We start from the raw sequence: 255 nt of genomic DNA on the forward strand, positions 1-255 counted from the left end.
CGCCAAGAACGACTGGGCAGGCTTCCAGCCGGCGCTGGAGGGCGTCGTGGCGCTGGTTCGCGAGGAGGGGGCGCTGCGTGCCGATGTGCTCGGCCTAGCCCCCTATGACGCACTGATGGAGCAGTACGACCCCGGCAACCGCACCGCCGACATCACGCCAGTCTTCGCCGACCTGAAGGCTTTCCTGAAAGGCTTCGTGCCGGAGGCGCTGGCGATCCAGGACGCGCGGCTGCGCAAGCGCCCGCTGAAGCCGCT

At 69.4% G+C, this 255-nt stretch carries 1 pseudogene; it reads left to right on the plus strand.

Features of this window, described 5'->3' with window-relative positions:
• Positions 1 to 255: pseudogene (locus EOB49_RS35570) on the plus strand (carboxypeptidase M32); the annotation flags it as partial.

The organism is Mesorhizobium sp. M7A.F.Ca.MR.148.00.0.0, from assembly GCF_003997735.1.
Classification (GTDB): Bacteria; Pseudomonadota; Alphaproteobacteria; order Rhizobiales; family Rhizobiaceae; genus Mesorhizobium.